Raw genomic sequence first — 25,691 nt, forward strand, 5'->3', positions numbered from 1 at the left:
AACGCAAAAATCGAATGAGCGCCAGCTGCATACCGTCTGGAATTGCGCGGCGCGGTGGATAACGAACGTGGAAGACCCCGAAGGCGGCGCAAAGCCGCAACTAGACGGGGCGTCGGCGGCAAGGCGCAAGGATGGCAAAAAGTCCAGGCGCCGCAAGGGCAAACATGGCGGGCACTCCCGCAATGTAGGCCAGGCCGCTACGCATGTCTCCTCCGGCAATGCAGGAGAGACAGCGCGCCCAATGGACGACAGCGCCGGGAATCCGGCTCGCAAGCGCAAGCGTCGGCGGCGTGGATCAGGCGGATCGGCCGAGAGCGCCAATCAGAATCGAGCACCGGTTGAGAAAAGCGCGGCTTCGGAAGCGACTGCGCGTCCGCAGGGCGAATCGGCGTCGGGTCGGCGCAATCGCCGCAAGAATCGCGGCAAGCGCGGTTTGCAGGGTCGCCCGCTCGCTCCCACCAAGTCCGTGGGCCATGCGGCTCCGCATGCCCAGCAATCCGCGACCGTAGCACGCAGCGTGTCCACTGATCAGCGTGGCGGCGAGAACGACACGCGATCGTCCCGCCAGCCCGAGCGCGAATCGCGCGGCCAGGGTGGCGAACATGCCTGGCCGGACGAACTCTATGCCGCGCTCGATCTCGGCACCAACAATTGCCGCCTGTTGATCGCGCAACCGACGCGGCCCGGACAGTTTCGGGTCGTCGATGCTTTTTCGCGGATCGTACGCTTGGGCGAGGGGCTTGCCGCAAGCGGGCGTCTTTCCGATGAGGCGATGGATCGTGCGGTCGATGCCCTGCGGGTGTGTGCCTCAAAGCTCAAGAACCGCGAAATCCGCCGGATGCGGCTGATCGCCACCGAAGCCTGCCGTCAGGCGAGCAACGGCGCGCAGTTTCTGGAGCGCGTGGTTGCGGAAACCGGACTGGAGCTCGAGATCATTGATCGCGAGACGGAAGCACGGCTTGCCGTATCGGGATGCTCATCGCTCGTCAGCCGCGAGACCCGTTCCGTGGTTCTCTTCGATATCGGTGGCGGTTCGTCGGAAATCGCGGTGATCCGCATTGGCGAAAGCAGATTCAACCGGCTGGCCAATCATATCACGCACTGGACCTCGTTGCCCGTGGGCGTCGTCACGCTTTCGGAGCGACACGGCGGTCGCGATGTCACGCCCGAAGCCTTCGAGGGCATGGTCGTCGAGGTCGAGGGGATGCTGTCGAGCTTCGATTGCCCTGAGATCGAAATCGGGCACTCAGGCGATTTCCACCTGATCGGCACCTCTGGAACGGTCACGACGCTTGCCGGCGTCCATCTCGATCTGCCGCGCTATGATCGCCGCAAGGTCGACGGTATCTGGCTGTCCGATGACGAGGTGTCGGCGATGCAGGCAAAGCTGCTCTCGTGGGATTTCGCCAGCAGGGCTGCCAATCCCTGCATTGGCCCGGATCGGGCCGATCTCGTACTGGCAGGGTGCGCAATCCTTGAGGCCATCCGCCGTCGTTGGCCGAGCCCGCGCATGCGCGTTGCCGATCGAGGCTTGAGGGAAGGCCTTCTCACAGACATGATGGCGGATGACGGCGTCTGGCGGCGCCACCGCAACCGCCGCGGCCAGCGCGGCAAATAGGGGACAGGCATGACCAAGCCAACGATTGCGGGCAACCGCACCGGCCGCAAGCTCGGCCAGCGCGTGAAGAACAAGAAGATGAAGGCGTCGTCCCGACAGTGGTTGCAGCGCCATATCAACGATCCTTATGTGCAGCGCGCGCAGCTCGAGGGCTATCGCGCCCGCGCGGCCTTCAAGCTGCTTGAGATTGATGAGAAGCATGGAATCCTGAAGGGTGCGCGACGGATCATCGATCTGGGCGCTGCCCCGGGCAGCTGGTCGCAGATCGCCGCCAAGGTGACCGGATCGACGGACGAAGATGTGCGCGTCGCCGCGATCGACTTCCTCGAGATGGCGCAGCTCCCTGGTGTGAAGATCCTGCAGCTCGACTTCCTGGATCCCACGGCGCCCGATCAGCTGATGGAAGCGGTCGGCGGCACGCCAGACCTCGTCATCTCGGACATGGCCGCGCCCACCACCGGCCATCATCGCACCGATCACCTTCGCACCATGCACCTCTGCGAGGTTGCAGCGCACTTCGCGATCGAGGTGCTCGGCGAGGGTGGGCACTTCCTTGCCAAGACCTTCCAGGGCGGCACCGAGAAGGAGCTGCTCAACATGCTGAAGCAGCATTTCAAGCAGGTCGTCCACGTCAAGCCGGCCTCGTCTCGGGCGGAATCGGTCGAGATGTTCCTGCTCGCGAAGGGATTCAAGGGCCGCAAGGCGGCAATTGACGTTACGGAAGCTTGATCTTTCGGTCGTTCTGGGTCGAATATAGAACTCCCCAGGACTGAAATGACCGCGGATATCTATGCTGCTTTACGTCACTCTCGGAACCAACGACATCGATCGAGCCCGACGCTTTTATGACGTCGTGCTCCCGCTTCTCGGCTACAAGCTCCAGCGCTTTTCGGAAGAGGAAATCGGCTATGCCGCCGACGGCGACAGCCGTTGCCGACTCTGGATCGTCACTCCCTTCAATCGCCGGCGGGCATCGAATGGCAACGGCTCGATGGTGGCGCTTGCCGCTGAAAGCCGGGCGGATGTCGATGCCTTTTATGCGGCCGCCGTCGCCGCTGGCGGCATCGATGAGGGCAGGCCGGGGCTGAGGCCGTTTCATGCCAGCTTCTACGCCGCCTACGTCCGTGATCTGGACGGCAACAAGCTCAGCGCGGTCTGCGAGCGACCGGAATAACTATTTCACCCCTGCTGTTCAGCCTCGACGCCTGCCGGTGTCAGAGGCTTGGCGCGATGGCCGGACACCAGCGCGCCCGCGTTCTTGTCCATGCGGATGAACGGGAGAGTGGCGACCACGGTCAGCAGTGCGATCACGTAGAAGGCGATGTGGAAATCCGCCACCTGCAGTTCCTCGCCGCGTAGGTAGATCGACGTCTCGAGGATCGCTGCGGCAACAGCAACACCAAGAGCCAGGCTGATCTGCTGCATGACCGAACTCATCGATGTCGCCTGGCTCGCCTGTGCATCGTCGATGTCGGCATAGGCAAGCGCATTGACGCCTGTGAAGAAGAACGAGCGGGAGAAGCCGCCGATCAGCAGGATGCCGATGATGACGAGATGCGGCGTTTCCGGCGTAAAGAACCCCGTCGTGACGGTTACGAGCGTGGTCACGCCTGCGGCCGTCAGCAAGGTCGTCCGGAAGCCCACCGCTGCGAAAACACGCCGCGCCATGAACTTCGTGGTGATCGCGCCGATTGCGCCGGCAAAGGTGATAAGCCCTGATTGAAAGGGCGTCAGCCCAAAGCCGAGCTGCAGCATCAGCGGTGTCAGGAAGGGCATCGCGCCAATGCAGATGCGAAAGAGCGTTCCGCCCGTGGTCGATGCCCGGAATGTCGGATTGCGGAACAGTTTGAGGTTGAGGATCGGCGCCGGGTGGCGCCGCGCGTGGCGCACATAGAGAGCCCCGCACACCAGCCCAATCGCCGTTGCCGCGATGCCGATCATGGGCGGGAGTGCAGGTAGGCTTACCACTGACAGGCCGAACACGACGCCGGCGGCGGCAAACGAGGTCAATATGAAGCCGGTGACGTCAAGCTTCGGCGGCGCCGTGGCTTCGACCTCCGGGAGAAAGATCGTGGCGAGCCAAACGCCGACAATGCCGACCGGCACGTTGATGAGGAAGATCCAGTGCCAGGTGAAATAGGTGGTGATGAAGCCGCCGAGCGGCGGCCCGGCGAGCGGTCCGACCAGTGCCGGGATCGTCAGCAGCGCCATGGCCGAGACGAGATCGCTGCGCTTCGTCGTGCGCAGCAGCACCAGACGCCCCACCGGTGTCATCATCGCGCCGCCCATGCCCTGCAGGAAACGGGCGCAGACGAATTCGATAAGCCCTGACGATGCCGCGCAGAAGATCGAGCCGACGACGAACACGCAAATCGCCAGCCGGAAGATACGCTTGGCGCCGAACCTGTCCGCCATCCAGCCGCTGATCGGAATGAAGACCGCCAGCGACACCATGTAGGAGGTCAGCGCAAGTTTCAGCGTGATCGGCCCGACATGCAGATCGTTGGCGATTGCTGGCAGGGCGGTCGAGATGACGGTGGAGTCCATCTGCTCCATGAACAGAGCGACGGCGAGGATCAACGGAACGATGCGGTTCATGCGCGACAGCCTTGAATGTCTGGCGAAGGCGGCTTGGAAGGCCAGTGCTCTGTATTCCTCGTACGTATCTCTGCCAACCCCTCAATCGGCTTTGAAAACACGTTTGCATCACGTCTGCGTGAGACTGCTTGTTCAGCAAATTCAACGGTCAAGATTGACATATGTTTGTATCGGGCAATTGCCAGATGAAGGCGGTCGGCTCGGAATGGGGGCTGTGCGGCGAAGTTGCCGTGCGTTATTGGAAGGATGAGATATGGCAAAGTCGACGGGGATAAGACGGCGCGCGTTCTGTGCTGCGGGCATTGGCCTGCTGGCGGCGCCGGCGATTTTGAGACAGACGGCCGCAATGGCTGCAAGTGGAGATAAAACAAAGATGGATGCGACGACGCAGCCTCAGTTCAACAAATTCAAACTCGGCTCCTTCAACTTCACCGTCATCAAGGACGGCGCGAGTGTTGCCGAGAAGCCGTATGAAACCTTCGGGACCAACCAGAAGCCGGAAACCGTTCAGGAGTTGCTGGCAAAGAACTTCCTGCCGACCGACAAGTTCGTCAACGCCTATGCGCCGACGGTGATCGACACCGGCTCCGATGTCATCCTGGTCGATACCGGGTTCGGTGAGGGCGGCCGGGCGCGCGGCGCCGGCCTGCTTCGCGATGGGCTGAAGGCTGCCGGCTATTCGCCGGATGATATCACCGTCGTGGCGCTGACCCATCTGCATGGCGATCACATTGGCGGCCTCATGGAAGCCGGAGCACCGGCGTTCAAGAACGCCCGTTATGTTGCCGGCAAGACCGAATACGATTTCTGGACGGACAAAGCACGCGAAGGCACGCCGGCCGAGGGCGGCCACAAGGCGGTGCTCGCAAACGTGGTTCCCTTTGCCGAGAAGATGACGTTCATCGGGGAAGGCGACACGGTCGCCGGCGGCATCACTGCCATGCTGGCACCGGGGCACACGCCCGGCCACATGATTTTCCACGTAGAATCCGACGGCAAGCGCCTGATCGCGACCGGCGATACCGCCAACCACTACGTTCTTTCGCTGCAAAGGCCCGAGTGGGAAGTTCGCTTCGACATGGACAAGGCGCAGGCCGCGGCCACGCGCAAGAAGGTGTTCGACATGATCGCGGCCGACAAGGTTGCCTTCCTTGGATACCATATGCCGTTCCCGGCTGTTGGCTTTGTCGAGACCTACGACACGGGTTACCGCTTCGTCCCGAAGACCTATCAGTTCGACCTCTGAGCATGCTGCATGGCAGCCATACCAAGCCCGGCGTCCGCGCCGGGCTTTTTACTATTCCCTTCCTGTCATAGACGTGTTACCAGCCCTCGCCAACTTCCAAAGCAAACCTTGCACATCGCCGGTGCGGACGACTCGTTCCGGGTGAGGCAGCATTTTTCGTAATTGAGGAAATTGGCCATGGCTCGCATCATAGAAACGCCAACCGGGTTGGACGCACTCACCTTCGATGATGTGCTCCTGCAGCCCGGTCACTCCGAGGTTCTTCCGGGGCAGACAAGCGTGGCGACGCGCATCGCGCCCGATTTCGAGCTGAACATCCCGATCATCTCTTCTGCCATGGATACGGTCACGGAAAGCCGTCTTGCCATTGCCATGGCGCAGGCAGGCGGCCTCGGCGTCATCCATAAGAACCTGACGCCGATCGAGCAGGCCGAGCAGGTCCGTCAGGTCAAGAAGTTCGAAAGCGGCATGGTCGTCAATCCGGTGACGATCGGTCCCGATGCGACCTTGGCCGATGCACTCGCGCTGATGAAGATGCACAGCATCTCCGGCATTCCCGTTGTCGAAAAGTCCGGCCGCCTCGTCGGCATCCTTACCAACCGCGACGTTCGCTTCGCCTCCGATCCGAAGCAGAAGATCTACGAACTGATGACGCGCGAAAACCTCGTGACCGTCAAGGAAAGCGTCAACCAGCAGGAAGCCAAGCGCCTGCTGCACGCGCACCGCATCGAGAAGCTGCTGGTCGTTGACGGCGAAGGCCGTTGCGTCGGTCTCATCACCGTCAAGGATATTGAAAAGTCGCAGCTCAACCCGAATGCGTCGAAGGATGCACAGGGCCGGCTCCGCGCCGCTGCCGCAGTTGGCGTGGGTGACGATGGTTTCGAGCGCGCCGAGCGACTGATCGAAGCGGGCGTCGATCTTCTGGTCGTCGATACCGCGCATGGCCATTCGCAGGGCGTTCTGAATGCCGTCGGCCGCGTCAAGAAGCTCTCCAATTCCGTCCGCGTCATGGCTGGCAACGTCGCGACGTCGGAAGGCACCAAGGCGCTGATCGATGCCGGCGCGGATGCCGTCAAGGTCGGTATCGGCCCTGGCTCGATCTGCACGACGCGCATCGTCGCCGGTGTCGGCGTTCCCCAGCTCGCCGCCATCATGTCGGCGGTAGAAGCTGCTCGCGCGCAGGATATCCCCGTCATTGCCGATGGCGGCATCAAGTTCTCCGGTGACGTCGCCAAGGCGATTGCCTCCGGCGCTTCTGCCGTGATGATCGGCTCGCTGCTCGCTGGTACCGATGAAAGCCCGGGCGAAGTTTATCTCTACCAGGGCCGCTCCTTCAAAGCCTATCGCGGCATGGGCTCCGTCGGCGCCATGGCGCGCGGCTCGGCTGACCGCTACTTCCAGGCTGAAGTACGCGATACGCTGAAGCTGGTGCCGGAAGGTATCGAAGGCCAGGTTCCCTACAAGGGTCCTGTCTCCGGCGTGCTCCACCAGCTCGCAGGCGGCCTCAAGGCAGCCATGGGCTATGTCGGCGGCAAGGACCTCAAGGAGTTCCAGGAACGCGCGACCTTCGTGCGCATCTCCGGCGCCGGCCTGCGCGAAAGCCATCCGCATGATGTGACCATCACCCGCGAGAGCCCCAACTATCCAGGCTCCGGCAGCTGAGCATGAACTCGGGCAGCCGTATTCCGCTCTGGATCATCGCGCTGCTCGCGGCCCTCTGTCTGGGCGTGCTTGCATGGACGACATTTGGATTTGTCATTCCGTTCAAGCATGAGACCGGGCAGGCGGTCCTCGATACCTATTTTGCCGGCTACGACGCGCTCACGGTCGGCAAGATGCAACGACTGCTCGACCAGGACGAGGTCGCCGACAAGCTTCTGCGGGCGATGTACTGGGGTCCCGAGATCGTATTCCCGGCCCTGTTGACAGCTCTGCTGCTGCTGATCCTGATCCGGCTTGAGGTCGGCGGTTCCTATTTCGGACGGTCGATCCATCCCTCCCTCGCAAAGCTCGTCTACGTCCTGCCCTTCGTCTACGGCATTGCCGACTATGGCGAGAACATCTCCAGCCTCGTCGCGTTCGGCGACAGCAGCTGGGCGGATCTTGCCGCGCAGGTGCTGCCCTGGACGACGCGGGTAAAATTCGCCGCCCTGGCGATCTGCCTGATCGTCATAGTCCGTTTCGCCATCGTCCGCATGATGCCGCCCACTGATCGGGACGCCGGTTAGGGATCTGGCGGTGCGTCATTCCTGACAGGCATGTGACTGGCACCGCCCGGCCTTTTCCTCTACAGCTCTGAAATCAAAGCAGAAGCAGCAAGGAGAAGACCATATGAGCGGAATGACAGGCTATGAAATGTTCTGGCCAATCATTGCCCATGTGGCGCTGGTTTACGCGCTTTATGGGCTGCTCAGCTACCGCCGGCAGCAGATGGTCCGGGCCGGCAAGGTCCGGATATCCGATTACCGCGAAAACCGCAGCGAGCCGCCCGAAAGCCTGTTCGTCAAGAACTGCATTGCCAACCAGTTCGAGTTGCCGGTGTTGTTCTATGTCTGCTGCATCCTTCTCTACATCACCGAAGCTGACAATCTCATCGCGGTAATCCTGGCATGGGTCTTTGTCGCGCTGCGCTACGCTCAGGCCTTCGTGCATGTCACGAGCAACAGGATCCGTTACCGCAGCCCGCTCTTTGCCGCCGGCTATGTCGTTCTGGGCATCATGTGGGTCTGGCTTGCCGCCTGGATGGCCTTCCCGAACGGCTGATATCTCCACCGGTTTGAGGTAACGCAGTTTTGTTTCGGCGTTCCTTTCCGCTGTCCTATGTTCGCTCCCAGGCAGAAACCTGGGGTAGAGGAGACAGACATGGACAAGCCGGAAATCACGCAGGCGATGATCAATGCCTACGACGAATACACGCATCTGACGCTTGATCGGCGCAACTTCATGGACAAGCTGGCAAAGCTTGCAGGGTCTGCAAGCGCTGCTGCGGTGATCGCGCCGATGCTGGCCGCCAACAAGGCCAGCGCCGAAATGATCTCCGCCACCGACGATCGTCTGACAGCCAAGGATGTGACCTATCCCGGCAGCGGCGGCGAGATGAAAGGCTACCTCGTCGAACCGAAGAATGCCGCTGGCAAACTCGGCGCGGTCATCGTCATTCACGAAAACCGCGGCCTCAATCCGCATATCAAGGACGTCGCGCGGCGTGTAGCGCTGGAAGGGCTCGTGGCACTGGCGCCCGATTTCCTGTCGCTGCAGGGCGGCACGCCTGAAGACGAGGACAAGGCGCGCGACATGTTCAGCAAGCTTGATCCGAATGCCACCGTCGCCAACGCCGAGGCCACTGTGGCCTACCTGTCGAAGCTTGATGGAACCAACGGCAAGGTCGGCGTCGTCGGCTTCTGCTGGGGTGGCGGTGTCGTCAACCGTCTCGCGACAAAGTCGCCCGAGTTGAAGGCTGGTGTCGCCTATTACGGCATGCAGCCGGCAGCGGCGGACGTACCGAACATCAAGGCCGCTCTGATGTTGCACTATGCCGGCCTGGATGATCGCACCAATGCCGGCATCGATGCCTACAAGAAGGCGCTCGAGGCATCAGGCAAGGACTTCCAGATCTTTGTCTATGAGGGCGCCAACCATGCCTTCAACAACGACACGTCGGCGGCGCGCTACGACAAGAAGGCTGCCGATCTCGCCTGGGGCCGAACGATCGAGTTTCTGAAGAAGAACCTTTCCTGACTAGGCGGCCGCGCTGTAGCCGGAACACGTCAAGCCGGTCATTCGGACGACGAATCAGGCGCGCGCGTCGCTCTTGAGACACGGCACGGCTGCAAAGCCGACATGTTCAGCATTTCAGTGCACTGCGGCCGCGCAAAACCATCGCCAAAAACGACCAAATCGGGGTGTATCGCCCCGATTTGTTTATGCTTTTCGCAATCGTTAAAATTCGATGCTTCTCGTTTACCCACCATGAAGACCTGCATGCCATATCGGCCAACGCGGCGGTTGGAGCGATCTTCCGCGCAGTAAAAAAACGCTGGTTGGGGAACGACATGAACGTCGAAAATTTTGATCGCATCGGCCTCCGCAGGAAGCCAAAACAGGAACGCAGCATCCAGAGGCTGGATCTCATTTTATCCGCTGCAGCAGGGCTGATCGCCGAAAAGGGTGTCAGCGCCATGCGCATGACGGAACTCGCAGTTGCTGCCAAGGTGCCGATCGGCTCGGTGTATCAGTATTTCCCGGAAAAGGCCGCGATCGTCAAAGCGCTGTTTGACCGGCACGCGTCTACCATCCAGGCCAGAATTTCCGACGCCTTTTCAAAGGTTAATTCAGTCGATGACGCGCTCGACGTGCTCGCGACGACCATCGACTGGCACTATGACGAGTACCGCAACGACGCCGCCTATCTCGGAATCTGGATGGGAACCGAAACCGACCAGGATCTCCTGCGCCTGAACATCGAGCATTCCACGCGTATTGCCGATATCTTCCATGACGCGGTGCGCCGCATCGCGCCGGAATTGACGACTGTCGATATGGAAGCCCGCACCTACCTTTTCAGCCACCTGATCGGCGCTTCCATTCGCCTTGCGGTCGTTAGCGAGGCTTCGCTTGCCAAGCGCATTCTGGAAGAATGGAAGGGCGTGATCCGCTCTTCCTTCTTCTCGGCTGTTCCCGCCTGATAATTACCAGCTCGGGACCGCGTTGGCGACCTTGAGCCGGGGTTCCACCCGGCCATAGGCGTTCTTCAGGTCCGCATCGAGCGTTTCCTCGATAACGGCCGGCGTGATGTTGTCGAGGCAGGCGCTGATATGCGCCGTGATCGCGTTCATCAGCGAGATCGAAACACCGGGCCGCTTCATGATGCCGATCTGAACCGGGGGCAGGGCGGGGAAACCGTCTGCCTGACTCAGCACCTTCATGCCGGTGCGCAGCGCCGATTCCGGCATGACGGAGACGGCCATGCCGGCAAGAACCGCAGCCGCGATAACGGTGCAGGACCAGCTGGTGAAGAGGATCTGGTGTTCGCGGCCGACCGCATCGAGCGCCGAGCAGGCAAGCTGGCGCCACTGACAGTCGCGTCGTCCGACAGCGAGCGGAACCGGCGCGTCGTCGCGGATCGGGTGGTTCGCCGAGCCGACCCAGCAGAGCGGCTCCGTTCTTACCACGTCCGACATGCGTTCGCGCGGGTTGTGCGTCACGAGTGCAACGTCGAGCTCACCGCGCGTGATGCGCTCGGCGAGATCCACCGAAGGTTCGCAGACGATGTAGATTTCGACATTCGGATGCGTCTTGGCGAAACGGCCGATGATCTCCGGCATATAGCGGTCGGCATAGTCGTCCGGCGTTCCGATGCGCAGCGTTCCCTCGAGACGATTGTCGTCGAAGGCCGCGATGGCCTCGTTATTGAGACGGATCATGCGCCGGGCATAGTTCAGCAGCTTTTCGCCTTCCGACGTCAGCCGGTTGCCGCGGCCGTCCTTGATGAACAGCTGTTTGCCGATACGCTCCTCAAGGCGTCGCATCTGCATGGAGACGGCGGACTGCGTCTTGTAGACGCGATCGGCGGCCTTCGTGAAGCTGCCGGAATCCACGATGGCGATGAAGGTCTGCAACTGGTCAATATCAAGAGGCGCGGACATGAGCTCACCTATAACGATCTCTGATGATAATCATTAGAAACATTCGTTGGACTGATCAATAGCCGTTTGGCATCTTGAGCGTGCAAATCAATCACAGCGAAGGACCGGCGCCCTGCCTGTCCGCTCCGATTTCAACTTGCTTCTTCCCGTTTGACCTCGCGGGAAGGGTGGGTTGTTGCGCGCCAACGAAAGGATCGTCCCATGCGCACGACAGACCGGATACTTGAACTCGACTGCAACCAGGCCAGCATGACGTTTGCACAGCGTCTTGCCTATGCTTTTGCACCGTTGGCATCCGTACTGCGCGTGTTCCGCAACCGTATGGAGATCAACCGCCTGCGTGACCTCGACGACAATCTGTTGAAGGATATCGGCCTGTCACGGGCTGATCTGACCTCGGCGTTCCTTACGTCGACCTTCTTCGAGGATCCGTCGGATCACTTGACGCGTTCGGCGCGCAATCGCGCACGCAATTCGATGTTCCGGTCCCACGAGGAGTAGGGCCGGCCCCAGTTTTCCCCGCAGGGTGATAGCCAATAGCCCTGCTTCTTACCCGGTGCCGGCCCCAAGCCGTCTCCGGGTTTTTTTATGCCTTGGGAGGGGAGGCCGGCGGCGCCTTCGGCATATAGGTTTCGAAGATCGCTTCCATGCTCTTCTGGTAGCTCTTCTGCACTTCCAGGCCGCTGTCGAACATGGTGTTCAGCATGTCCATGTAGCTTTCCGTTTCGGCTTTAGCCTTCGCCTTGGGAGGCTCCGGTTGCTGCGGCGCGACCGGCTTTCCAAGGTTGCCCATCATCTCCTGAAAGGCCTTGGCGAAGGGATTGTCGAGGAACGGGTTGATGGCTGGTTTCTCAGGCTCCGGCTTTGGCACGCTGAACATCAACTGCATGGCCTGCGTGAACGGATTGTCGAAGATGCTAGGCTCGGGAACTGGTTTTTCCCGCGGCGCAAAGCCGGTGCTCTGCAGCCATTGCTGAATGCTCTCACCCATCGCCGTGTTGACGAAGGGGTTTACCGGCGCATTCATCTGTCCCATCGATTGCTTGAACAGTCCGCCCATCAACGTGCCGGCCATAACGGGCAGCATCTGCTTGTAGATTTCCTGTCCGATGCCGGTCATCTGTGCCGCCTGCGCCGCGACCGCGCGCGACACGTCCTTCGAGCCGAACAGTTGCGCAAGAATGTTGTTGCCGTCGGAGATCCCCTGCGGCGTGAAGGCCCTGCTCATGTCCTCGAAATACCGGGCGTAATTTCCCGATGCGACCGCCTGCATCAATCCCATGAAATCGTAGGGGTTGCTCGTGCTGCGTTTCAACCCGGCCGAAAATGCCGGCATCAGCGCGGCCATGGCTTTTGTTGCCTGTTCCTGTGCAAGGTTGAACTGCCGGGAGACCGCGTCCATCGCCGCGCCGTTCTGCGCCTGCATCATCATGTCGAAGAGTGGCAGCATGGAAATCCCTTTCCCGGTTTGCGACGCATAATCGCGCCACTATAGCCGGAAAAAGGGATGCGCAAACGGCTTTTTACAACCGCTTAGTATTGATACTCATCGAAGACAGGGTCCACCGAGCCATTCCAGCGGCCGTGGTACAGCGCCAGCAGATCCTCGGCCAGCGTCGCCTTCTTGGCCATGACTTCGTCGAGCGGCGAAAGGAAGATGGTTTCGTCCTGACCTTCCTTGTTGAGCTTGCCGCGCGCCTTCAGGCCAGCCTTCGAAACGGCGATAACTTCGCGGGCCGTTTCATAGAGATCATGGCCTCGGAACTTGGCCCTCAGCCCTTGAACCGGAACCGCATCGCGAAGGGCCTGGACCTCATCGAAGGTCCAGTCCTTGGTCAGGATGTCGGCCGCATCAAGCGCCCCCTCGTCATAAAGCAGCCCGACCCAGAAAGCCGGCAGCGCGCAGATCCGCCGCCACGGTCCGCCATCGGCGCCGCGCATTTCGAGGAATCGCTTGAGCCGAACATCGGGGAACAGCGTCGAGAGGTGGTTCGTCCAGTCGCCCATCGTCGGTTCCCAGGCCGCGACTTCGCCCTTCAGGGCGCCGTTCATGAACTGGCGGAAGGTGACGTGCGTACAGTCGTGGTAGCGTCCGTCGCGTACGATGAAGTACATCGGCACATCGAGAGCCCACTCGACATAGTCATGAAAACCGAAGTCGTCGCGGAAGGTGAAGTCGAGAAGACCGGAGCGGTTGTTGTCGGTGTCGCGCCAGATATCGCCGCGCCAGGACAAGAGGCCGTTCAGCTTGCTTTCGGTAAAGGGGGAGGAGGCAAACAGCGCCGTCGCCAGCGACTGCAGCTTCATCGAGACGCGCATCTTCTTGCGCATGTCGGCCTCGGACGAGAAGTCCAGGTTCACCTGGATCGTGCAGGTCCGGTACATCATGTCGAGACCCTTGCTGCCGACCTTCGGCATGTAGCGGGTCATGATCTCGTAGCGGGACTTCGGCATCACCGGCGTTTCGGCAAGCGTCCATTTCGGGCTGCCGCCAATGCCGAGAAAGCGGATGCCCATCGGCTCGGCGATCTCGCGCAGCGTTGCCAGATGCTGGTTTGATTCCTTGCAGGTCTCGTGAATGGTTTCCAGCGGTGCGCCGGAGAGCTCGAACTGGCCGCCGGGTTCGATCGAAATCGCGCCCATGCCCTTCGGCTCGGCCAGACCGATGATGTTGTCGCCGTCGAGAATGGGATCCCAGCCGCTCTTGGCCTCAAGTCCCTTCAACAGGCCGGAAATGCTGTTCTCACCGAAATAAGGCACCGGGCTGTTGTCGGCACGGAAGAAGGCGAACTTCTCGTGCTCGGTGCCGATCCGAAATGCGTCCTTCGGCTTGTTCCCAGCCGCGAGATAATCGGTCAGCTCCTGAACCGAAGAGAGCGGCGTCTGGTCGGTAGTGTCACGAGCCATTCAAGTAACCTGTATCTGGGGAACGTCCGGGGGAAACGGACATGGAAGGGTGATTAGGACCGCTGGCAGGTATGTTGCAAGTGAATTTGTTTCAACGGGCGATCAAAAAAATAGCGGCGGTGTTGCTTAATAGGTTTTCGCCCGTCACTCCCAGTCTCCGATCGCCGCCTGGATCACAGCCATGGCGGCAACCGCCGCGGTATCCGCACGCAGGATTCGCGGGCCAAGCGGTATGGCGGTGACGAAGTCGAGACTGCGCAGCCGCGTACGCTCTTCCTCGGAGAACCCACCCTCCGGACCAACCAGCAGCGCAAGCTTCCGTTCCGTAATTTTGGACAGCAGCGGCAGTGGGTTTTGCCCGGCATCACCCTCGTCGCAATAGATGATCCGTCGCTCGGCTGGCCATCCGTCGAGTAGGTCGAACAGTCGTATCGGCTCGGCGACATCGGGAATGCCGAGGATGCCGCATTGCTCCGCGGCTTCGATGACGTTGGCCTTGAGCTTGTCGAGGTTCGTGATCTTGCCTTGCACATGCTGGGTCATCACCGGCTGCAGCACGCCCGCGCCCATCTCTACGGCCTTTTGCACGAGATAATCGAGCCGTCCGACCTTCAGTGGCGCGAAGAGATAGTGCAGGTCCGATGGAGCGGGTTGTGGCCGCGTCTGTTCTTCTGGGATGACCAGGATGCGCTTGCGGCTCGGAAAGGACAGGCGGGCCTTCCATTCGCCGTCACGCCCGTTGAACACCAGGATCTCGGCGCCGTCGGCCATGCGCAGCACGTTGGCGAGATAGTTGAACTGATCGGGTGTCGCTTCCGACGCGCCGCCAAGCGAGAGCGGCGCGTCGACGAACAGGCGTTGCATCCGGAAATTTGCGCGCATCAAGAACCCCTTAGACAAAGAGCGCGAACATAACCCAATAGATCATGGCCGCAAGCGCAGCCGATGCCGGCACGGTGATGACCCAGGCGGCGATGATCGTCATGAAATGCGAACGGCGAACGAGGTAGCGGCGACGGACCTCGTGCGTATTCGGGTCCAAGGGCTCCTCGACGGTCCAGACCTCCGCCTTGCTGCGAATATACGCGACCCGGCGCTTGGAATGGCGCGTATACCATTCGCGGAAGAAGCCGACGCCGAAGACGGAGCCGACGGCGATATGGGTGGTACTGACCGGCAGCCCGAGCCACGAAGCGACGATGACCGTGATTGCCGTCGAAAGCGCCACACAATAGGCCCGCATCGGGTTGAGCTTGGTGATCTGCTCACCGACGAGCCTGATCAGGCGCGGGCCGAACAGCAGCAGGCCGACCGATATGCCGAGCGCGCCGATAAGCATGACCCAAAGAGGAGGCGCGGTGGGGTCTCCGAGTGGGTGCCCCAGCAATACGCGCACAATGGCAGACAGCGGGCCGACCGCGTTCGAAACGTCGTTCGCGCCATGCGCGAAGGATAGCAACGCCGCCGAGCCGATCAACGGCAACTGGAAGAGCACGCGAAGCGAACTGTTGCGGTTTTCCAGCCCTTGCGCCCGCCGCCGCACAAGCGGTCGCGCGATGATCCAGGCGATGAAACCAGCCGCCACGCCCAGGAGCAGGATCGTCGACGAGGAGAATGAGCCGGGCGCCTCGAGCTGGAGGATCATGTAGGCCGTGAAGCTGCCGACCATCAGGGCGATCAGAACCGGCACCCATCGTGTCGCGGCGGCAATCTTGTCCTCGCGATAGATGATGAACGTCTTGACCAGGAAAAGCATGCCGGCCGCGATGATCCCGCCGATCAGCGGCGATGTCACCCAGCTGGAGGTGATTTCGGCCATGACCCGCCAGTTCACCGGACCCGGGCCAACGGCGCCGATGCCGGCCCCGATCACTGCCCCGACGATCGAGTGAGTGGTCGAAACCGGTGCGTTCATCCACGTTGCGAGGTTGATCCATAAGGCGGCGGCCATCAGCGCGGCCATCATGATCCAGGCCAAGAGACCAGCCGGGACCTGCACGGCATCGATGATGCTGGAAGATATCGTCTTTACGACCTCGCCGCCCGCGATCGTTGCGCCGAGAATCTCGAAGATTGCCGCAATGACCAGCGCCTGGCCCATCGTCATGGCGCGTGCGCCGACGGCCGCGCCCACGTTGTTGGTCACGTCGTTCGCGCCGATGTTCAAGGCCATATAGGCAGCAAGAGCTGCTGCGGCGATCACGAGCACCGCGCCCGGACGGTCAAAGACGTAGACCCCGGCGAACAGCATAGCGAGACCAAGGAAGACCACCCCGATCCCCGGTGCTATCAGTTTGCGAGAAACATACTTCGATGCGTCCTCGACGTGCGTCAGCCTGTCGAGGTCCTTGTCGAGCGTTCTTTTGGTGAGGACGGGGGGGCGGTCTGGCATGCTGTTCCTTATGGCTGAATCCTGCTTTAGCGCCCCGGTGTTCGCAGGCGCAAGATCGCGGGATTCATTCCGCCGGAATTTGCGTCAGCGCGCTTTCGGCATGCTGCTCCGTCATGCGGCGCTTGAACAGCAGAAACAGATCGCGCAGCTCGGGTTCGTTCACCCGCTTCGCCGCTTCGTCGCAGGAAACCCACTCCACGCGCCGCTCGCCCTTTTCCTTGAAGTTCTTGGCGATCGTCGAAACCTGGAGCGCGTAGACCTGGACCTTGCAGATCACTTTCAGGCCGTTCTTGAGAACCTTGGGATAATGGTAGCACCCAAGCGTGTCGCTCTCGACCGTCCCGCGAACGCCGGCCTCTTCGTAGGCTTCGCGCGCCGCCACTTCGTAGGAGGTGCGTCCGTCCATGGGCCAGCCCTTGGGTATCACCCAGCGACCGGTGTCGCGGCTCGTCAGCAACAAGACCTCGAGCGCCTTCGTCTTCTCGTTCGTCCGATAGCAGAGCGCAGCATATTGCTGGCGCGGTGGGCGCCGGAACATCAGCTGTACGTCAGAGGCCAGTCGGGCAAGAAGAGTCAACGGTCGGGTCACCTTTATCGTTCGTTTCACGGTCGCTATACAATATCCAATCTGGAGCTTGCGCGATCCATGTGTTTCGTTGCATGCGCGGCAGCTTTGATACTTACCATTAGAGCGTTTCGTTTCGGTTTCGATTTGAGAAAACCGTCACGAATTGCTCTGATCGCGTCATGCTGCAAGAATTAATATGAGCCTGTGCCTTGTCGCAATCAACGACGTTGTCGGGCCATGCACCGTTAAGTCGAGACTATGGCATTTATACAGCGATTTTTCGTTAAATTCGATTGCCGGCTAATGTTAGGCCGACCGAATCCACAGCATTTTCAGGCTATGGGCGAAACGGGGAGGCAGATTTTCTGCGCCGGCCGCAGAAATATGTCCGTGTCCCTCCGCCGCGGCTCCGTTTAACAATGTGACAAACGCGAAGGGACCTGGAGCATGACAACTAGCGCAACACGAATTGATTGGATTGGTCGCAGCTGCCGGCTGCTGCAAGCAACGGCCGCCGAGTTTCGCAATACAAGGCCGTTCGAGGGACTGACGATCGGCACCGGCATCCATCTTGAGCCGAAAACCGTGGCGCTTCTGATGACCTTGCGGGCGGGTGGCGCGCGTCTCGTCTGTACAGGCAACCTCAACAGCACCCAGCCCGCGACGGTCGAGTTTCTGCGAGCCCAGGGAGTGACGGTCTTCGCAACGCAGACGACCGACCCGGTCGCTCATCACCAGAGCCTCGAGGCAGTTGTTGCCGAAAGACCGGATCTGCTTCTCGACAACGGCGGCGATCTCTTTGCCATCGCCGCGCAACGTCCATACGCCAACCTTCTCGGTGGCACGGAGGAGACGACGTCCGGTCGCACGCGCCTGCTGCCGATGCGCGAACAGTTGAACATGCCGATCCTGGTGATCAACGACAGCCCGATCAAGCAATTCGCCGAGAACAGGCACGCCGTCGGCCAAAGCCTGTTCGAAAGCTACATGCGCTTCACCAACCGCTCGACCAACGGCAAGCGCGTTACCGTCTTTGGCTATGGCGCCTGTGGCAAGGGCACGGCTTCCTGTTTCCGCAACGCCTTCTCCCAGGTCAGTGTCGTCGATATCGATCCGGTCACGTCGCTCGAAGCGCATCTCGATGGCTTTGTGACGCCGTTGCGCGACCAGGCGATCCGCTCGGCGGACGTGCTGATCACCGTCACGGGCCATCCCGACATCGTCACCGCGCGCGACCTTCCGCTGATCAAGGATGGTGCGATCCTGATGAACGGCGGGCACTTCCCGAATGAGATCGACGTCGCCGCGTTCCGTGAACACGAGGACGTAGTCGAGATCAGCCGTTACGAGGCCGATGGCATCGAAACGCTGCATCTCAAGGACGGTCGCCTGATCCACATTCTCGGCGGCGGCCACATGGCCAATCTCGCCGGCTCGCGCCCCTTGGGCAATTCCGTGGAATCGATGGACCTCGGCTTTACCCTGCAGGTTCGGTGCCTCGAGCGGGTCGCCAAGCGAGCAGTCGGCCCGGAGGCTTGCGTTGTTCCGGTGCCGGCCGATATCGACGCCATGGTGGCGTCCGCCTATCTCGATCTGGCCCGCTAGGAGCGCTCAGCGCTCCCAGTAGGGAACCGGTCCATAAAGGTCGGCCAGATAGTCGATGAACAGCCGCACTTTTGCAGGCAGGAACTGCCGGCTCGGATAGACGGCCGAGAGCGTCACGTTGCGCGACCCCTCGTAAGCGGGCAGGACCTGGACGAGACGGCCGCTTTTCAGCTCTTCGCCGATATCCCAGGTGGAACGCAGCGCGATACCGAGCCCGGCAATGACGGCTTCGCGAATGACCTCGCTCGAATTGGTGACGAGCAAGCCCTCTGGCCGCATGGAAAGTGCGCCATCCGGCCCTTCCAGTCGCCACACATCATTGTTGTGCGCGGGAAGGCAGCGATGGTGCTTCAGGTCCTCGATCGTTTGCGGCGTGCCGTTGGCGGAGAGATAGGCGGGGGAGGCGCACAGCAACCGGCGCACCGGAGCAAGCCGCCGCGCGACGAGGCTGGAATCCGTCAGTTCGGCGATCCGGATCGCCAGATCGAAGCCGCCGCCAACGATATCGCTGAACTCGTCGCTGAGCACGAGGTTGATCGCCAGCGCCGGGCGCATGTCCATGAACGCCTTCAGATGCGGCGCGATATGCATGCGCCCGAACGATGTCGGGGCCGAGACCTTCAGCGTGCCATGCATCTGCGCCGAGCGTCCCGAGATATAGAACTCCGCTTCCTCCAGCCCTGCGAGAATGCCGAGCACGCGATCGTAGAACCCCTGTCCCGCTTCGGTCAGCGAGATCTGCCGTGTCGTGCGCTGCAGGAGCCGTGTGCCGAGCCTGTCCTCCAGTCTCTTGATGCGCTTGGAAACAACGGCCGGCGAGAAGCCAAGCGCACGTCCGGCAAGCGACATGCTGCCGGTCGCCGCGACCTTGGCGAAGATTTCGAGATCACCCAGATTTGTCATGTTGCCCTGATATTTTCTTCTTTTGGCATAAGTGCTTAGCATTTGCGCCGCATTCGGGAAAGTGCTAAGCCGAAGCTGTTCGCAGCACGGCGTCGACGCCTTGTTTTGCGAAGGGAGAGAGCCATGTCCGACGCCATTTCGTTTCTCGCCCCGCGCGACGATGTTCTTGCGCGCCGCCGCCAGATCGTCACCGATCTGATCGATCTGCTGCCGCCGGAATGCCTCGTCCACGAGGCCCGTGAGCTTGTGCCGTTCGAGACAGATGCATTCGTTTCCTATCGTCGGGTGCCGCTTGCCGTCGCGCTGCCGCGCAGCACCGCCGAAGTCGTTGCCGTGATGAAATACTGCCATCGCTATGGTGTGCCCATCGTGCCGCGCGGGGCAGGGACGTCGCTCTCCGGTGGCGCTATCCCGCAGGAGGACGCGGTCGTCGTCTGCGTGTCGAAGATGAACCGCATTCTCGATATCGACCTGCCGAACCGGGCGGCCGTCGTTCAGGCAGGTGTCACCAATCTGAACATTTCAGAAGCGGTTTCCGCGGATGGCTTCTTTTATGCGCCGGACCCGAGTTCGCAGCTCGCCTGCACGATCGGCGGCAATATCGGGATGAATTCGGGCGGTGCTCACTGCCTGAAATATGGCGTGACGACCAACAATCTCCTCGGCGTGAAGATGGTTCTGGTGGATGGAACGGTTATTGATCTCGGTGGCAAGGGACTGGATGCGGCCGGCTACGACCTACTTGGCCTCGTCTGCGGTCATGAAGGCCAGCTGGGCATCGTGACCGAGGCGACGGTTCGCCTGATCGCCAAGCCGGAAGGCGCGCGCCCCGTCCTGTTCGGCTTCGAGACATCAGAAGAAGCGGGCTCCTGCGTGGCCGATGTCATTGCGTCGGGCATCATTCCCGTCGCCATCGAATTCATGGACAAGCCCGCCATCGAGATTTGCGAGGCCTTTGCGAAGGCCGGCTATCCGCTGGATGTCGGTGCGCTTCTGATCGTCGAGGTGGAGGGGTCCGAGGCGGAGATGGACGACATGCTGGCAAGCATCGTCGAGATCGCCCGCAAGCATGGCGTGAAGACCGTTCGCGAATGCCAATCGGCAACCGAGGCGGCCCTGATCTGGAAGGGTCGGAAATCCGCCTTCGGCGCCACCGGCCGGATCGCCGACTATATCTGCATGGACGGCACCGTTCCGCTCAGCCAGCTCTCCTACGTGCTGAAGAAGACGTCCGAAATCATCGACCGCTATGGCCTCAGGGTGGCCAACGTGTTTCATGCCGGCGACGGCAACATGCATCCGCTCATCCTCTTCAATGCCAACGACCCTGATGACGCCGCGCGTGCCGAGGCCGCCGGAATGGAGATCCTGAAGCTCTGTGTCGATGCTGGAGGCTGCCTCACCGGGGAGCACGGCGTCGGGATCGAAAAGCGCGACCTGATGCGCCATCAGTATTCGGATGCGGATCTTGCACAGCAGATGGCAGCCCGCGCCGCCTTTGATCCGGACTGGATTCTCAATCCGTCCAAGGTCTTCCCGCTCGACGGACGTTCGGTGGCATGATCGACCTGTTTCCGACAACTGAAGAAGATGCAGCCGACATCATCCGTGCTCACGCGGCGGCGGGAAAGGCAGTCGCGATCTGCGGCGGCAACACGCGCGCCGGCTTCGGCAACGCTGTGACTGCCGCGAGCCGCCTGCGCTCGACGAACATTGCCGGGATCGTCGCCTATAATCCGGGGGAAATGGTGCTGACCGCCCGAGCAGGGACACCGCTCTCCGAAATCAAGGCTGCTCTGTCCGAGCACGGCCAGATGATGGCGTTCGAGCCGATGGATCACCGGCCGCTGATGGGCACAACGGGAGAACCGACGATCGGCGGGGTCTTCGCAGCCAATGTATCCGGGCCGCGCCGCCTGGTGGCTGGCGCCGCGCGCGACAGCCTGCTCGGCGTCCGCTTCGTCAACGGCAGCGGGGAGCCGATCAAGGCGGGTGGCCGGGTGATGAAGAACGTGACTGGCCTGGATCTGGTCAAGCTGATGGCCGGCTCGCATGGCACGCTCGGCTTCCTTACGGAAGTCACCTTCCGCGTGCCGCCGAAGCCCAAGACGGAGGAGACCATCCTCGTTGCGGACCTCAATGACGCGGAGGCCGCCGATGCCATGGCTGCGGCAATGGCGCTGCCTGTTGAAGTGTCGGCCGCAGCGCATCTGCCGATGACCGTAACCTGGAAGTTCCTTGACGGAACGCTGCCGGCCGGCGAAGCGACCGCGCTTCGTATCGAAGGCCTTGCCGGATCGGTGGAAGCACGAGCCGACAAGCTCGCGAACGCGATGGCGGCTTTTGGAACGGTTTTGCGCTTGGGAAGCAATGACAGCGCGCAGTTGTGGCGGGAGATCCGCGACGTCCTGCCCTATGCGGACGGAACGCCGCGGCCGGTCTGGCGGGTGTCGGTGGCGCCAAGCGTCGGCCACCGGCTCGTCGCCGCGCTCCGCCTCGAAACGGGCGTCGATGCCTTTTATGACTGGCAGGGTGGCCTTGTCTGGATGCGGATGGAGGCAGATGCCGAGGCAGACTTGGTGCGTCGCTTCATCAAGGCGCTCGGCGGCGGGCATGCAACCCTGGTTAGGGCGCCCGAGGCGATGCGCGGCTCAACCGCGGCCTTCCAACCCCAGCCGGAGGCGGTGGAATTGCTTTCGGCGCGATTAAAGGCGAAGTTCGACCCCGCAGGCATCTTCAATCCGGGGAAGCTTGCAGGAAACTAGACGATGCAGACTAATTTTACCCCCGCCCAGCTTGAAGACCCACATGTAGCCGAATCCGAGAAGATCCTCCGCAAATGCGTGCATTGCGGGTTCTGCACGGCCACCTGTCCCACCTATGTCACGCTTGGCAACGAGCTCGACAGTCCGCGCGGCCGCATCTATCTCATCAAGGACATGCTGGAAAACGACCGGCCGGCGGATGCCGACGTCGTCACCCATATAGACCGCTGTCTGTCCTGCCTCGCCTGCACGACCACCTGTCCCTCGGGCGTCGACTACATGCATCTTGTCGATCATGCCCGCGCGCATATTGAAAAGACCTACCAGCGCCCGTTCATGAACCGCGTGACCCGTGGCATTCTCGCCGCCGTCCTGCCATATCCCGGTCGCTTCCGTCTGGCGCTGCGGCTCGCGCGCATCGGCCGGCCCCTTGCCGGGCTGCTGCGTCGCAATCCGGCGCTCAAGCCGTTTGCCGCCATGCTGACGCTGGCGCCGCGCCGAATGCCGGCGCGTTCCGCTTATGCCGTGCCGGGAAGCGTGCAGCCCGTCGCCGAGAAGCGCGGGCGGGTCGCAATCCTGTCAGGCTGCGCGCAGCCCGTTCTCGATCCGGCGATCAACGATGCGGCGATCCGATTGCTGACCCGCCTTGGCGTCGAGGTCGTGTTGCCGCGCGGCGAAGTCTGCTGCGGTTCGCTCGTGCACCATATGGGGCGCGAAGAGCAGGCGCTGGCAAGCGCCCGCGCCAATGTCGACGTCTGGACCCGCGAGATCGAAGCCGGCGGGCTCGATGCCATCATCATCACGGCGTCGGGATGCGGAACGACCATCAAGGACTACGGCCACATGCTGCGGCTGGACAAGGCCTATGCCGCGAAGGCTGCCCGCGTTTCCGCACTGGCCAAGGACATTACCGAATATCTTGCGACGCTCGATCTTCCAAAGCAGATGCCGAGGGCATTGGCGGTCACCTATCACTCCGCCTGTTCGATGCAGCATGGGCAGAAAATCACGATGGCGCCGAAACTCCTGCTGAAGGCGGCCGGGTTCACCGTCCGTGATCCGGCGGAAGGTCATCTCTGTTGCGGCTCCGCCGGTACCTACAACATCCTGCAATCCGACATCTCTGACGCGCTCAAGGCCCGGAAGATCAAGAACATCGAGGCGACCAGCCCGGACGTCATCGCCACCGGCAATATCGGCTGCATGACGCAGATCGCCACCGGTACGGCGATCCCGATCCTGCATACAGTCCAATTGCTTGACTGGGCCTACGGCGGCGACCTACCCGAAAAATTAAGACATCTGCCACTAGGTTAGCGCTGCCGATTGCCGGCAGTCTCGGGAGTTCAGAATGCGTCGTACCATCCTCGCGCTAACGGTTCTTTGCGGTGCCACACAGGCCGCACATGCCGACAGCCGTTTCTTCTGTTCCGCCGACGACAAGGACGTACGGTTCACGATCGAGAGCGGTTTCGAAGCGAAAGAGGGCCACAGGCTCAATCATTTCCGAGGCGCCATCATGATCAAGAGCGCGGACGTCTCACCGGTGTTCAAGAAGGTCGTGTTCAACTCGGACCACCTCACACAGAACTGGTCGCATGCAGGCGAACTGCGTCTCGCGATGTTCTATGACGGCGGCGATGAAACCGGTGGACAAACGCTCGATCTCGTCATCGCAGCCGACCAGCACGGCAAGTCGGCCGCGGCATTTTCCGGAACCTATGAGCTGGTGATCGAGGGTGCGGCGAAACCCTTCACCGCGAGCAGCAAGATAAGCTGCGGATCGAAGTAGGCGGCCGGTCAACCAGCCGCCACACTTCCCGTCAATTGGCGTGATCAGCCACCGAAGATGGTGCGGAGAATATCGACACCCCGGTCGTCAAAGCTGACTTCGCCCTGCTTGTTACCCGGGCCGACGACGATGACCTTCGTGCCGACGGAGGCGCGCTCGTAGAGATCGATCACATCTTCGTTCATCATGCGGATGCAGCCCGACGACATGTTCAGGCCGATCGACCACGGCTGGTTGGTGCCGTGAATTCGGAACTGGGTATCCTGGCCGCCACGATAGAGATACATGGCGCGTGCACCGAGCGGGTTGTCCTCGCCGCCTTCCTGGAAGGCCGGAATGATGTGACCCTTGGCAGCCTCGCGCTGGCGCATCTCGGCCGGCGGTGTCCAGCTCGGCCATTCCGCCTTGCGCGCGATCTTGACGACGCCCGACCAACCGAAGCCTTCGCGCCCGACGCCAATACCGTAGCGTGTCGCACGGTTCTTGCCTTCGACGTAGTAAAGATACTTGTGATTGGTATCGATGATGATGGTGCCGGGGGCCTCATCTGTCACCAGGCGAACGCGCTGGCGCTTGAATTGCGGCTTCACGGTCTTCGGCATTTGGGTGACGCGAACCACCGGAGCACCATCGTGGGCGGGCATGTTCGGCTGGGCGAGTACAGAGGCTGGCAGGACAGAGAGCATCAGTCCGGCGGCTGTGAAAGCCGTCGTCAGTTTCATCATATGTGATTCCCCTTCGAAGCAAAAAATCGGACCGAAGCTAGCCGAACTTCGATCCGATTCAAAGTCTTGTGCGCCGGTTGCAGCAATTTCCGCCCAAGGTTGCGGTTATTAGTGACAATCGGCAGGTATTGAGGCGTCGTTACATGACGATGACGCGCGTTCCCACTTTGACGCGTTCGTAAAGGTCAGTAACGTCTTCGTTCCGCAGTCTGATGCAACCCGACGAAACGGCGCTTCCGATCGTCCACGGCGCATTCGTGCCATGGATGCGATAAAGCGTGGAGCCCAGATACATGGCGCGTGCACCGAGCGGATTTTCCGGGCCGCCATCCATTCTTGCCGGCAGGTAGTGCCCTTTGGCGGCTTCGCGGCTGATCATTTCAGACGGTGGCGTCCAGTCCGGCCATTCCGACTTGCGGGTGATCTTGTGAGCGCCGGCCCATTCGAAGCCGGGCTTGCCGACGCCGACGCCATAGCGGCGCGCCTTCCCGCCTTCCATCACGAGGTAGAGGAAGCGGTTGTTCGTGTCGATGACAATGGTCCCGGGGTTCTCTTTGGTCTGGTAGGCGACCACCTGCGGCAGATATTGCGGTTCGATCTGCTGGCGGATCACCGGCACGCCGGGATTGATCGCGGAAACGCGCTGGACGGCTGCGCGGGGGGCGACACGCGGCGCAAACAGTCCGCGCTGCTGGTAGACGACCGGTCGCTGGTAGACGACGGGACGCACCTTGCCGCCGCCGAGCTGCATGATCCATGGAGCGGCGAGGTCGGGGCTCAACACGACCGGCGGACGCGTGGCGTAGCGGTCGTCACCGAACGCAGCGGTGGAAAAGACGCCGAGCAACGCCGCGGCGATCAAAAGGGATTTCATCATCGGACTTACTCTCTACAACTGGCCGAAAATGTACTGGCGGCACGCGCCAC

25 protein-coding genes are annotated in these 25,691 nt (G+C 61.5%); 15 read left to right on the plus strand and 10 right to left on the minus strand.

The window, feature by feature from the left end:
• Positions 1 to 67 precede the first annotated feature (67 nt).
• The 3 genes from A6U87_RS02175 (at position 68) to A6U87_RS02185 (ending at position 2,792) form a co-directional block, all read left to right on the plus strand.
• Positions 68 to 1,618, plus strand: coding sequence for a Ppx/GppA phosphatase family protein (locus tag A6U87_RS02175; protein WP_065690218.1), 1,551 nt, complete (start codon positions 68 to 70; stop codon positions 1,616 to 1,618).
• A gap of 9 nt (positions 1,619 to 1,627) precedes the next feature.
• Positions 1,628 to 2,347 (plus strand): RlmE family RNA methyltransferase, encoded by a 720-nt coding sequence (locus tag A6U87_RS02180; RefSeq protein ID WP_065689587.1) that lies wholly within the window; start codon positions 1,628 to 1,630, stop codon positions 2,345 to 2,347.
• Positions 2,348 to 2,408: 61 nt separating this feature from the next.
• Positions 2,409 to 2,792: a VOC family protein gene (locus A6U87_RS02185; protein ID WP_065689588.1), complete on the plus strand. Its 384-nt coding sequence runs from the start codon at positions 2,409 to 2,411 to the stop codon at positions 2,790 to 2,792.
• 5 nt (positions 2,793 to 2,797) lie between these two features.
• Here the strand turns inward: A6U87_RS02185 and A6U87_RS02190 are convergent, their stop codons facing one another.
• The gene (locus tag A6U87_RS02190) at positions 2,798 to 4,216 is read right to left on the minus strand and encodes a DHA2 family efflux MFS transporter permease subunit (RefSeq protein ID WP_065689589.1); all 1,419 of its coding nucleotides are present in this window, start codon (positions 4,214 to 4,216) and stop codon (positions 2,798 to 2,800) included.
• Positions 4,217 to 4,469: 253 nt separating this feature from the next.
• Here A6U87_RS02190 and A6U87_RS02195 point away from each other — a divergent pair, with 253 nt between their 5' ends.
• The 6 genes from A6U87_RS02195 to A6U87_RS02220 all read left to right on the plus strand — a co-directional run bounded on the left by A6U87_RS02195 (position 4,470) and on the right by A6U87_RS02220 (position 10,147).
• The gene (locus tag A6U87_RS02195; protein ID WP_065689590.1) at positions 4,470 to 5,462 is read left to right on the plus strand and encodes an MBL fold metallo-hydrolase; all 993 of its coding nucleotides are present in this window, start codon (positions 4,470 to 4,472) and stop codon (positions 5,460 to 5,462) included.
• A gap of 177 nt (positions 5,463 to 5,639) precedes the next feature.
• Positions 5,640 to 7,124 (plus strand): IMP dehydrogenase, encoded by a 1,485-nt coding sequence (gene guaB / locus A6U87_RS02200; RefSeq protein ID WP_065689591.1) that lies wholly within the window; start codon positions 5,640 to 5,642, stop codon positions 7,122 to 7,124.
• Positions 7,125 to 7,126: 2 nt separating this feature from the next.
• Positions 7,127 to 7,690 carry a hypothetical protein gene (locus A6U87_RS02205; RefSeq protein WP_065689592.1) on the plus strand — a complete coding sequence of 188 codons (564 nt, stop codon included), beginning with the start codon at positions 7,127 to 7,129 and terminating at the stop codon, positions 7,688 to 7,690.
• A 112-nt stretch (positions 7,691 to 7,802) separates the two neighbouring features.
• Complete coding sequence (locus A6U87_RS02210; protein WP_065690219.1) at positions 7,803 to 8,225, plus strand: MAPEG family protein; 423 nt, start codon at positions 7,803 to 7,805, stop codon at positions 8,223 to 8,225.
• Between the two features lie 99 nt (positions 8,226 to 8,324).
• Positions 8,325 to 9,200, plus strand: a complete 876-nt coding sequence (locus tag A6U87_RS02215; RefSeq protein ID WP_065689593.1) for a dienelactone hydrolase family protein — start codon at positions 8,325 to 8,327, stop codon at positions 9,198 to 9,200.
• Positions 9,201 to 9,514: 314 nt separating this feature from the next.
• The gene (locus A6U87_RS02220; RefSeq protein ID WP_065689594.1) at positions 9,515 to 10,147 is read left to right on the plus strand and encodes a TetR/AcrR family transcriptional regulator; all 633 of its coding nucleotides are present in this window, start codon (positions 9,515 to 9,517) and stop codon (positions 10,145 to 10,147) included.
• A 3-nt stretch (positions 10,148 to 10,150) separates the two neighbouring features.
• Here the strand turns inward: A6U87_RS02220 and A6U87_RS02225 are convergent, their stop codons facing one another.
• Positions 10,151 to 11,107 (minus strand): LysR substrate-binding domain-containing protein, encoded by a 957-nt coding sequence (locus A6U87_RS02225; protein ID WP_065689595.1) that lies wholly within the window; start codon positions 11,105 to 11,107, stop codon positions 10,151 to 10,153.
• 201 nt (positions 11,108 to 11,308) lie between these two features.
• On the opposite strand from A6U87_RS02225, the gene A6U87_RS02230 reads away from it, so the two are divergent.
• Positions 11,309 to 11,608 carry a DUF1127 domain-containing protein gene (locus A6U87_RS02230; protein WP_065689596.1) on the plus strand — a complete coding sequence of 100 codons (300 nt, stop codon included), beginning with the start codon at positions 11,309 to 11,311 and terminating at the stop codon, positions 11,606 to 11,608.
• 85 nt (positions 11,609 to 11,693) lie between these two features.
• Here A6U87_RS02230 and A6U87_RS02235 read toward each other — a convergent pair whose 3' ends face one another.
• The 5 genes from A6U87_RS02235 to A6U87_RS02255 form a co-directional block, all read right to left on the minus strand.
• Positions 11,694 to 12,557, minus strand: a complete 864-nt coding sequence (locus tag A6U87_RS02235) for a DUF937 domain-containing protein (RefSeq protein ID WP_065689597.1) — start codon at positions 12,555 to 12,557, stop codon at positions 11,694 to 11,696.
• Between the two features lie 83 nt (positions 12,558 to 12,640).
• Positions 12,641 to 14,014 carry a glutamate--cysteine ligase gene (locus A6U87_RS02240; protein WP_065689598.1) on the minus strand — a complete coding sequence of 458 codons (1,374 nt, stop codon included), beginning with the start codon at positions 14,012 to 14,014 and terminating at the stop codon, positions 12,641 to 12,643.
• A gap of 144 nt (positions 14,015 to 14,158) precedes the next feature.
• Positions 14,159 to 14,896, minus strand: a complete 738-nt coding sequence (locus A6U87_RS02245; RefSeq protein WP_065689599.1) for a 16S rRNA (uracil(1498)-N(3))-methyltransferase — start codon at positions 14,894 to 14,896, stop codon at positions 14,159 to 14,161.
• Positions 14,897 to 14,906: 10 nt separating this feature from the next.
• Positions 14,907 to 16,406: an inorganic phosphate transporter gene (locus tag A6U87_RS02250; RefSeq protein WP_065689600.1), complete on the minus strand. Its 1,500-nt coding sequence runs from the start codon at positions 16,404 to 16,406 to the stop codon at positions 14,907 to 14,909.
• Between the two features lie 64 nt (positions 16,407 to 16,470).
• Entirely contained in the window at positions 16,471 to 16,983 is a 513-nt protein-coding gene (locus A6U87_RS02255) for an NUDIX hydrolase (protein WP_065689601.1), read from the minus strand.
• A 438-nt stretch (positions 16,984 to 17,421) separates the two neighbouring features.
• Here A6U87_RS02255 and A6U87_RS02260 point away from each other — a divergent pair, with 438 nt between their 5' ends.
• Entirely contained in the window at positions 17,422 to 18,579 is a 1,158-nt protein-coding gene (locus A6U87_RS02260) for an adenosylhomocysteinase (protein WP_065689602.1), read from the plus strand.
• A 6-nt stretch (positions 18,580 to 18,585) separates the two neighbouring features.
• Here the strand turns inward: A6U87_RS02260 and A6U87_RS02265 are convergent, their stop codons facing one another.
• Complete coding sequence (locus tag A6U87_RS02265; RefSeq protein WP_065689603.1) at positions 18,586 to 19,482, minus strand: LysR family transcriptional regulator; 897 nt, start codon at positions 19,480 to 19,482, stop codon at positions 18,586 to 18,588.
• Positions 19,483 to 19,605: 123 nt separating this feature from the next.
• On the opposite strand from A6U87_RS02265, the gene A6U87_RS02270 reads away from it, so the two are divergent.
• Genes A6U87_RS02270 through A6U87_RS02285 form a run of 4 tightly spaced genes read left to right on the plus strand, consistent with a single transcriptional unit; the run spans position 19,606 to position 24,039 of the window.
• On the plus strand, positions 19,606 to 21,045 hold the full coding sequence (locus A6U87_RS02270) for an FAD-linked oxidase C-terminal domain-containing protein (protein WP_065689604.1): 1,440 nt from the start codon (positions 19,606 to 19,608) through the stop codon (positions 21,043 to 21,045).
• Positions 21,042 to 22,247, plus strand: a complete 1,206-nt coding sequence (gene glcE, locus A6U87_RS02275) for a glycolate oxidase subunit GlcE (RefSeq protein WP_065689605.1) — start codon at positions 21,042 to 21,044, stop codon at positions 22,245 to 22,247. Before A6U87_RS02270 ends, glcE begins: the two co-directional genes overlap by 4 nt.
• Before the next feature lie 3 nt (positions 22,248 to 22,250).
• A complete protein-coding gene (glcF, locus tag A6U87_RS02280; protein ID WP_065689606.1) occupies positions 22,251 to 23,564 on the plus strand; it encodes a glycolate oxidase subunit GlcF in 1,314 nt (437 codons plus the stop codon).
• Between the two features lie 34 nt (positions 23,565 to 23,598).
• On the plus strand, positions 23,599 to 24,039 hold the full coding sequence (locus A6U87_RS02285) for a hypothetical protein (protein ID WP_065689607.1): 441 nt from the start codon (positions 23,599 to 23,601) through the stop codon (positions 24,037 to 24,039).
• A gap of 44 nt (positions 24,040 to 24,083) precedes the next feature.
• Here A6U87_RS02285 and A6U87_RS02290 read toward each other — a convergent pair whose 3' ends face one another.
• Both A6U87_RS02290 and A6U87_RS02295 read right to left on the minus strand, forming a co-directional pair.
• On the minus strand, positions 24,084 to 24,764 hold the full coding sequence (locus tag A6U87_RS02290) for a L,D-transpeptidase (protein ID WP_065689608.1): 681 nt from the start codon (positions 24,762 to 24,764) through the stop codon (positions 24,084 to 24,086).
• Positions 24,765 to 24,903: 139 nt separating this feature from the next.
• Positions 24,904 to 25,641, minus strand: coding sequence for a L,D-transpeptidase (locus A6U87_RS02295; protein ID WP_065689609.1), 738 nt, complete (start codon positions 25,639 to 25,641; stop codon positions 24,904 to 24,906).
• Between the last annotated feature and the right edge of the window lie 50 nt (positions 25,642 to 25,691).

The organism is Rhizobium sp. AC44/96, assembly GCF_001692185.1.
Classification (GTDB): Bacteria; Pseudomonadota; Alphaproteobacteria; order Rhizobiales; family Rhizobiaceae; genus Rhizobium.

What these genes read in the sequence shown, in the direction of transcription:
- A6U87_RS02180 (WP_065689587.1), top strand. Translation starts at nt 1,628, where the DNA reads ATGACCAAGCCAACGATTGCGGGCAACCGCACCGGCCGCAAGCTCGGC.
- A6U87_RS02185 (WP_065689588.1), top strand. Translation starts at nt 2,409, where the DNA reads ATGCTGCTTTACGTCACTCTCGGAACCAACGACATCGATCGAGCCCGA.
- A6U87_RS02190 (WP_065689589.1), bottom strand. Translation starts at nt 4,216, where the DNA reads ATGAACCGCATCGTTCCGTTGATCCTCGCCGTCGCTCTGTTCATGGAG.
- A6U87_RS02195 (WP_065689590.1), top strand. Translation starts at nt 4,470, where the DNA reads ATGGCAAAGTCGACGGGGATAAGACGGCGCGCGTTCTGTGCTGCGGGC.
- guaB (WP_065689591.1), top strand. Translation starts at nt 5,640, where the DNA reads ATGGCTCGCATCATAGAAACGCCAACCGGGTTGGACGCACTCACCTTC.
- A6U87_RS02205 (WP_065689592.1), top strand. Translation starts at nt 7,127, where the DNA reads ATGAACTCGGGCAGCCGTATTCCGCTCTGGATCATCGCGCTGCTCGCG.
- A6U87_RS02210 (WP_065690219.1), top strand. Translation starts at nt 7,803, where the DNA reads ATGACAGGCTATGAAATGTTCTGGCCAATCATTGCCCATGTGGCGCTG.
- A6U87_RS02215 (WP_065689593.1), top strand. Translation starts at nt 8,325, where the DNA reads ATGGACAAGCCGGAAATCACGCAGGCGATGATCAATGCCTACGACGAA.
- A6U87_RS02220 (WP_065689594.1), top strand. Translation starts at nt 9,515, where the DNA reads ATGAACGTCGAAAATTTTGATCGCATCGGCCTCCGCAGGAAGCCAAAA.
- A6U87_RS02225 (WP_065689595.1), bottom strand. Translation starts at nt 11,107, where the DNA reads ATGTCCGCGCCTCTTGATATTGACCAGTTGCAGACCTTCATCGCCATC.
- A6U87_RS02230 (WP_065689596.1), top strand. Translation starts at nt 11,309, where the DNA reads ATGCGCACGACAGACCGGATACTTGAACTCGACTGCAACCAGGCCAGC.
- A6U87_RS02235 (WP_065689597.1), bottom strand. Translation starts at nt 12,557, where the DNA reads ATGCTGCCACTCTTCGACATGATGATGCAGGCGCAGAACGGCGCGGCG.
- A6U87_RS02240 (WP_065689598.1), bottom strand. Translation starts at nt 14,014, where the DNA reads ATGGCTCGTGACACTACCGACCAGACGCCGCTCTCTTCGGTTCAGGAG.
- A6U87_RS02245 (WP_065689599.1), bottom strand. Translation starts at nt 14,896, where the DNA reads ATGCGCGCAAATTTCCGGATGCAACGCCTGTTCGTCGACGCGCCGCTC.
- A6U87_RS02250 (WP_065689600.1), bottom strand. Translation starts at nt 16,406, where the DNA reads ATGCCAGACCGCCCCCCCGTCCTCACCAAAAGAACGCTCGACAAGGAC.
- A6U87_RS02260 (WP_065689602.1), top strand. Translation starts at nt 17,422, where the DNA reads ATGACAACTAGCGCAACACGAATTGATTGGATTGGTCGCAGCTGCCGG.
- A6U87_RS02265 (WP_065689603.1), bottom strand. Translation starts at nt 19,482, where the DNA reads ATGACAAATCTGGGTGATCTCGAAATCTTCGCCAAGGTCGCGGCGACC.
- A6U87_RS02270 (WP_065689604.1), top strand. Translation starts at nt 19,606, where the DNA reads ATGTCCGACGCCATTTCGTTTCTCGCCCCGCGCGACGATGTTCTTGCG.
- glcE (WP_065689605.1), top strand. Translation starts at nt 21,042, where the DNA reads ATGATCGACCTGTTTCCGACAACTGAAGAAGATGCAGCCGACATCATC.
- glcF (WP_065689606.1), top strand. Translation starts at nt 22,251, where the DNA reads ATGCAGACTAATTTTACCCCCGCCCAGCTTGAAGACCCACATGTAGCC.
- A6U87_RS02285 (WP_065689607.1), top strand. Translation starts at nt 23,599, where the DNA reads ATGCGTCGTACCATCCTCGCGCTAACGGTTCTTTGCGGTGCCACACAG.
- A6U87_RS02290 (WP_065689608.1), bottom strand. Translation starts at nt 24,764, where the DNA reads ATGATGAAACTGACGACGGCTTTCACAGCCGCCGGACTGATGCTCTCT.
- A6U87_RS02295 (WP_065689609.1), bottom strand. Translation starts at nt 25,641, where the DNA reads ATGATGAAATCCCTTTTGATCGCCGCGGCGTTGCTCGGCGTCTTTTCC.